8 protein-coding genes are annotated in these 6,459 nt (G+C 29.6%); 2 read left to right on the plus strand and 6 right to left on the minus strand.

Going from position 1 to position 6,459, the window contains the following annotated elements; translation table 11 throughout:
- Positions 1-378: 378 nt before the first annotated feature.
- From ACFQ1R_RS12880 to ACFQ1R_RS12900, 5 genes are all read right to left on the minus strand, one after another.
- Positions 379-600 (minus strand): hypothetical protein, encoded by a 222-nt coding sequence (locus ACFQ1R_RS12880; protein ID WP_379926664.1) that lies wholly within the window; start codon positions 598-600, stop codon positions 379-381.
- A gap of 3 nt (positions 601-603) precedes the next feature.
- The gene (locus ACFQ1R_RS12885) at positions 604-942 is read right to left on the minus strand and encodes a hypothetical protein (RefSeq protein ID WP_379926665.1); all 339 of its coding nucleotides are present in this window, start codon (positions 940-942) and stop codon (positions 604-606) included.
- 161 nt (positions 943-1,103) lie between these two features.
- Positions 1,104-1,520: a hypothetical protein gene (locus ACFQ1R_RS12890; protein ID WP_379926666.1), complete on the minus strand. Its 417-nt coding sequence runs from the start codon at positions 1,518-1,520 to the stop codon at positions 1,104-1,106.
- Positions 1,521-1,741: 221 nt separating this feature from the next.
- Entirely contained in the window at positions 1,742-2,170 is a 429-nt protein-coding gene (locus tag ACFQ1R_RS12895) for a hypothetical protein (RefSeq protein ID WP_379926667.1), read from the minus strand.
- Positions 2,171-2,316: 146 nt separating this feature from the next.
- On the minus strand, positions 2,317-3,039 hold the full coding sequence (locus ACFQ1R_RS12900; protein ID WP_379926668.1) for a hypothetical protein: 723 nt from the start codon (positions 3,037-3,039) through the stop codon (positions 2,317-2,319).
- A 167-nt stretch (positions 3,040-3,206) separates the two neighbouring features.
- Here ACFQ1R_RS12900 and ACFQ1R_RS12905 point away from each other — a divergent pair, with 167 nt between their 5' ends.
- Both ACFQ1R_RS12905 and ACFQ1R_RS12910 read left to right on the plus strand, forming a co-directional pair.
- Positions 3,207-4,478 carry a DNA cytosine methyltransferase gene (locus tag ACFQ1R_RS12905; RefSeq protein WP_379926669.1) on the plus strand — a complete coding sequence of 424 codons (1,272 nt, stop codon included), beginning with the start codon at positions 3,207-3,209 and terminating at the stop codon, positions 4,476-4,478.
- Positions 4,432-5,190 (plus strand): hypothetical protein, encoded by a 759-nt coding sequence (locus ACFQ1R_RS12910; protein ID WP_379926670.1) that lies wholly within the window; start codon positions 4,432-4,434, stop codon positions 5,188-5,190. The genes ACFQ1R_RS12905 and ACFQ1R_RS12910 overlap by 47 nt, the downstream gene beginning before the upstream one ends.
- A 536-nt stretch (positions 5,191-5,726) precedes the next feature.
- Here ACFQ1R_RS12910 and ACFQ1R_RS12915 read toward each other — a convergent pair.
- Positions 5,727-6,140 (minus strand): hypothetical protein, encoded by a 414-nt coding sequence (locus ACFQ1R_RS12915; RefSeq protein WP_209657241.1) that lies wholly within the window; start codon positions 6,138-6,140, stop codon positions 5,727-5,729.
- Between the last annotated feature and the right edge of the window lie 319 nt (positions 6,141-6,459).

Consider the following 6,459-nt stretch of genomic DNA (forward strand, 5'->3'; position numbering starts at 1 on the left):
AAGATTTAAATGTCCTTTTTTTTTAGTTTTTGATATTTTTCTTTCTCCGCAATTTTTGGTTTTCCGTTTCCGTTTTTAGAATTCCGTTCTATTAATTTTTACTAGCTTAAATTTTTAGAAATTCCGTTATTTTAATAATTCCGCAAACTTTGTTTTTTTTATACAGTTCAAAAATCTAGTAATATTCCGCTTAATTTCCGCAAAATTTACGTTTGCTTTTTTCTGGGTTTTTACTGCTACATAACGGTCTCGTATAACCGTCAGTTACGGATTTAAAGTTAATGATTTTCGGTTAAGAACTGGCGTTAGCAATTCCGAGTGGATTCGGACGCAATCGAATCCGCCGTAATTGCGGTTATACATTGTTGTAACACGTTTTTATTTTTCAGTTTTCTTTTTATTTTTTTCTCCAAACGCCCATTTTTTTATTTGTTCGTTTAATTCATTAAATCCAATTCCACCAAGTAACATACCAATTGGCATTCCGATTAATGTCCGCCAAAATTCTTTTGGATTTCTGCGATAATCAGGAAGATAAGCCCAATATAAAAATGCTCCAAAAAGGGTTATCAAAACAGATATGATTATGAATTCAGTCATATTTTAGAGAATAAACATTCTGATAATTATAAAAACCCAAAATCCAATTGCTGGAATTGACAATCCAATCAATGTCCATTTTTTATTTAAATCCGTCCAAATTCCCCAGTGTTTTATTGTTCTTCCAACAACAGCCAATCCAAGTCCTAGTGCAGTTAACATAGCAGGCAGAAAAAAAGTAAAGTTAAATCCAAAATTATGCGGTGCATAACCTTCTTTAATTCCAAGTAATGGTTCTCTAAATTCATTTACCAAAAGAGCAAAAATTAAAATTCCCAGACTAGCAAATGCCATTCGAGAAGTCCATTTTATTTTTTTAATATGTCTTTGTGTTAATTCCAACTATATTGTTTGGTCAAATGTGTTACAACGTTTATGTGTATGGAAAGTTGCGTGCTTGTGTGCGAGGATTTTCCGAAGGAAAATCAGATGCAAGCAAAGCAACTGACATTGGTTAAACTAAAAATAGCAATTTTTTATACACGGTGTTGGCACATGGTTTTTTATTCAGGGACTTTATGATAAAAATAAATTAATGATTTTCCGTTTTCATCTTTTCTCCAAATCTTTCTGGCAACTCTGGATTCAATTCTCATTTTTCCTCCGTTAAAATTCCTGCTCTTAAAAATGATGTCAATTAATTCCGTTTTTGAGATTTCAGACCATTCTTTATCCATCCAGCCATGATTCCCACGTTTTACATTTATTTTTTCATTATCAATTCGAACATCAGTGAAGGCTCCTGAATCTCCTAAAACCCTAGGTTTCTCAGTTGGATGAAGATTGTGAAATGCGTCGTAAAAACTTAAAATAATTTTATTTCCCATTGTTGAAACCAAAGATTTAATTTCATCTTTAGTTGTTTTTTCATTCAACGTAATTTCCTTATTAATTTTTGAACCATATTCAACTCCTTTCATCTTGTCAAGAAATATCTTTATAAAATTCCTATTCATTTGTTTTTGACGATTCAGTTTTAACTTTGTGCCAACGTTTATGTGTAAGGAACGTTGCGGTTTTGTGTGCGAGGATTTTCCGAAGGAAAATCAGAAGCTAGCAAAAGCGCAACGACCAAACGGTTTAACTAAAATAAGCAATGTTTTTTACACGTTGTTGTACACAGTTTTTTATTTTAATTAAATTAGTCAACAGTCCCACAAGTAGATGTTTTTGGCTTTATATTTAGTTTTTTATACATTTCTGATAACTGCTTGGGATGAGTATATTCCGATTCTCCGTATTCAAGATAAATTGTAATGTTTAAATCGTCAGTCAGTTCGTATTCTTTTTCAAATACAGAACATTTTTTTCCGTGAATTTTTAAAAGAACTTTGTTGTTTATAATGTATTTTGAGTTAAGATAAAATATACTAATTCCGTCAAAATCCGAAATATCAGTTTCTATTCTTTTTTCTCCAGAAAACACTTCGATTATTGAGCCAATTAGCGTGTCTTTTGTGTTCTTTTCGATAGTCAATAAGTCAACCCTAAATTGTTTTCTTTCAGTTGAATTTTGTCCATTCGTTTGAATTGAAAAAAGGATTATAACTATGTAAATTAGCTGTTTCATAAATTGTGTACAACGTTGATGTATATGGAAAGTTGCGTGTTTGTGCGCGAGGATTTTCCGAAGGAAAATCAGAAGCCAGCAAACAAAGCAACTAACATTGGTTTAGGATAAAACTAGCAATTTTTTATATACGGTGTTGTGCATAGTTATTTTTTTAATTCAATGTTTTTTATTCTCGAAACTGGGATTATTTGTGTGATTTCCTCTTTAGGCAGATAAAAGAAAAAATAGTTTTTAGTTTTTCCGATATAATATTTTTTAGAGTCAGATATTATTTCCGTTTCATTGTCAAGGGAAAATTTTGAACCTTTGTAATAATTCCTTGATTTTATTTTATGTGCTTCACTAATTCCAGAAACTCCAGCAAAAAAGCATAAGTTTATTGCAGACAAGATAAATATAATAGTCAGTTTGTTTATTTTAAGTCCTCTATTTTTTGCTGTTTTTTGTGATTCAAAATAAATTAAGGGGTTAAAATATATTCCAATAAATAAAAGTATTACCCAGAAAATAAATTCATAAAAAAACACCTTCTCCCTATTGGCTTGAATGAGATATAAGATTGGGATGATTATAATTAACAACAAAATTTTGTTTAATTTAAAAAAACCGCATTCTCTTAACCTTTTTAGTCTTGTTTTCTTATTACTGTTATTTTTATAAAAGAGAGAAATAATTATAAGATTTAGAAAAAAGAGCATTGAAAAGTATAGAATATTGTCTAAAACCAAAGTGGTCAATTCATCTAAATCAATGAAAGGAAGTATAGAAATATTAAAACATTTATAGAATAAATAAAGCCTTAGAAGTCCAGCTACTAAAATTGATGTTCCAATAATTGTGTAAGATTCAAATTTATACTCGATCATTTTTCATAATTATGCACAACGTTTATGTATATGGAAAGTTGCGTGTAAATATGCACAAATTTTCAGTTTTAAAAATAACAAAATAAATATTAACTTACCATCAAATTAAGCAAGAAGAAGCAATTTTTTATATACGGTGTTAGGCACTGGCTTTTTCAATCTTAATTTTGATATATTTGTCATTCGATATTATGGAAGAAAATAAAAAACACACAGTAGCAGGACTTTTTTCAGGTTGTGGCGGTTTAGATTTAGGTTTTATTCAAGCTGGATTTGAAGTCGTATGGGCAAATGATTTTTTTAAAGAAGCTGTTGACACTTACAAACAGAACATTGGTAATCATATCGTTTTAGGAGATATTACTAAAATTCCAAGTTCGGAAATTCCTAATGATTTTGATATTCTTTTAGGCGGTTTTCCTTGTCAAGGATTTTCTATTGCAAATATTAAAAGGTCGATGAAGGATGAGCGTAATTTTCTATACAAAGAAATGTTACGAATTATAAAAGATAAACAACCTAAATATTTTGTCGCTGAAAATGTAAAAGGATTACTTTCTATGCAAAAAGGAAAAGTAATTGAAATGATTATTAGTGATTTTCAAGAAATTGGTTACGACGTAGATTATAAATTAATGAAAGCGTCAGAATATGGAGTTCCTCAACATAGAGAAAGAGTTGTCATAATTGGAAATAGACTTGGTTTAAACAATCCTTTTCCTAAAAAAACACACGGTTCTGAAAAAGGGTTACAACCCTTTGTTACAACCAAAGAAGCTGTTGGTTTTCTTGCAGATGTTAGAATTAGAGATAAAAAATTTGATTTAAACGGAACTACAATTTTAAATCATAAAGCTCGTACAAACGTTCACGATGAGTTTTGGGGAAGAAAACATAAAGTAAATCAACACGATATTTGTGATTATTTAAAAGAATGGAGAACAAAAAGTGGATGGAGTACGAAAAGAGTAGATGAACATTTTGGATATGCACATACAGCTGGACATTGGTTTAGAAAAGATAATAATTCTGGAAGTATTCCAAATCCGAGTGATTGGTGGGAATTAAAAAAATTATTAGGTTTTGATGATAAATACGATAAACAAGTTACAGAACTTGAATTAAAACCAATAACTTTTGAGCAGTCTTTAAGAATTAATAATTGGGACGCTCCAAGTGATACAATTACTGCAACTGGACCAGAAATACACCCAAATAAAGAAAGAAGAATGTCAGTCAGAGAATGTGCTATTATTCAAACATTTCCTATGGATTTTGAATTTGTCGGAAGTCTTGGTAATATGTACAAACAGATTGGAAATGCAGTTCCTGTTTTAATGGCAAAAAGAATAGCAGAAGGAATAAAAAAAGAACTAGACAACCAACAATATAATGACCAACAAAGAAATAGAAGAGTTAGAGAACAAGTACTTAAATAAGTTTTATTATTTTTTAAAATATGCCGAAGATGAAATGATGTTTGGCTTCCAAACCAAGGAAAAAATTAAAAATGATTGGATTGGAAAATATGGAACAAATATTTCGGATTTTTCTGTTGGTGCAGAAAGAATTATTTATGCACTTTTTAATGGCAAAGGAGTTGGACAGCCAAATTCTTGTCCTGTTGGAGCTGATATGTTTTTTGAAGTCAATGATGCTTATATTCATATTGATTTAAAAACTGTTCAAACAAGAAATATAGGTGATATTACAAGGAATATTTTTGTTGGTAGAAATCAAAATAGTTATCAGTCGGAAATAAAAAAAAATGGCGGAGTTTCTTTTGTACCACCAAGATTTTATACTCCAGCATTGCCAACTTTTTATAATAAAGGTTTAGTGAATGAAAAGATTTGTTTAACATTTTTTATTACGATTGTTTACGAAGATGTAAATCTTAATATTTTAAACATTAATTTACTTTGTATGCCTAATGGAGAGTTGGAAAGTCATTATGGCTCAAAAGTATTATCTCCTGGTAAAAATCCAGATAAAGCAAGATTTACATTTACCAAAATTCCAACTTTTGAATTATTAGATGTTCCTAAATCAAGGGTTAAAGTCGTTTATTTTGACAAAACAATGGATGCAAATTTGAAAAGTACTTTGTCATTTTACGAGAAGATTTTTGATGAGCAGGGAGATTTTTAGCTTGTGCCTAACGTTTTGTATAATTTTTAGTTGTGTGGATTAGGTACTAAAATAGCAAAAAAACACAAGCCAAAGGAAAAATCCGCAGGATTTTTCCGATTAAGTAACTACAAGCAATTAAATTTATACCATGTTATGTAGCGGTTTTGAATTTAGACAAAGATTTAAATGTCCTTTTTTTTTAATTTTTATGTTATTCTTTCTCCGCAATTTTTGGTTTTCCGTTTCAGTTTTTAGAATTCCGTTCTATTAATTTTTACTAGCTTAAATTTTTAGAAATTCCGTTATTTTAATAATTCCGCAAACTTTGTTTTTTTATACAGTTCAAAAATCTAGTAATATTCCGCTTAATTTCCGCAAAATTTACGTTTGCTTTTTTCTGGGTTTTTACTGCTACATAACGTGTTTGTATAAGAATAGTTGCGGGTTTGTATGCGAGGATTTTCCGAAGGAAAATCAGACGTTACAAACACGCAACGACCTTTGATTAAGCACTAAACCGCAATTATTTTTATACGGTGTTGGCAAATCGTTTTTTATTTTTTCACAAGTTTCAAATTCCGCATTGCGTAGAATTCAAATCCGTTTATTGGTTTTATTTTCCGTTTTTTTATTCTGTAAACTATAGTCGAATTAATTTCAGACCATTTTTTATCCGATTTACTTTTTTTCTCCAGTTTTATATTGAGAATTAGAGTGTCGTTTTTAATTTTCCATTTCCCTTTTAATTCCGAGTATATTATTTCGTGATAATGATAAAATTTAGTCCGATGAAAAGTTCCGTTTTCGTAAAGCACTAAACTGTCAGAATCGACAAAATTCCATTTAGTTCCGCTTTCAGATTTCTGTTTTGTTTTTTCTTTTTTATAAACATATTCAGATTGGATTTCTTGCGAAACCAAAATGTTAGTGAAAAGACCAAATATCAATATTAGAACTGTTTTTCTCAAATGTTTGCCAACGTTTTGTATAATTTTTAGTTGCGTGGATTAGGTACTAAAATAGCAAAAAAACGCAAGCCAAAGGAAAAATCCGCAGGATTTTTCCGATTAAGTAACTAAAAGCAATTAAATTTATACCATGTTATGTAGCGGTTTTGAATTTAGACAAAGATTTAAATGTCCTTTTTTTTTAATTTTTATGTTTTTCTTTCTCCGCAATTTTTGGTTTTCCGTTTCCGTTTTTAGAATTCCGTTCTATTAATTTTTACTAGCTTAAATTTTTAGAAATTCCGCTATTTTTATAATTCCGCAAACTTTGTTTTTTTTA

This window comes from Mariniflexile jejuense (assembly GCF_042675665.1).
Lineage (GTDB): Bacteria > Bacteroidota > Bacteroidia > Flavobacteriales > Flavobacteriaceae > Mariniflexile > Mariniflexile jejuense.

Bases quoted from the DNA above. Each gene is read 5' to 3' on its own strand.
- ACFQ1R_RS12880 (WP_379926664.1), bottom strand. From the start codon at position 600: ATGACTGAATTCATAATCATATCTGTTTTGATAACCCTTTTTGGAGCA.
- ACFQ1R_RS12890 (WP_379926666.1), bottom strand. From the start codon at position 1,520: ATGAAAGGAGTTGAATATGGTTCAAAAATTAATAAGGAAATTACGTTG.
- ACFQ1R_RS12895 (WP_379926667.1), bottom strand. From the start codon at position 2,170: ATGAAACAGCTAATTTACATAGTTATAATCCTTTTTTCAATTCAAACG.
- ACFQ1R_RS12900 (WP_379926668.1), bottom strand. From the start codon at position 3,039: ATGATCGAGTATAAATTTGAATCTTACACAATTATTGGAACATCAATT.
- ACFQ1R_RS12910 (WP_379926670.1), top strand. From the start codon at position 4,432: ATGACCAACAAAGAAATAGAAGAGTTAGAGAACAAGTACTTAAATAAG.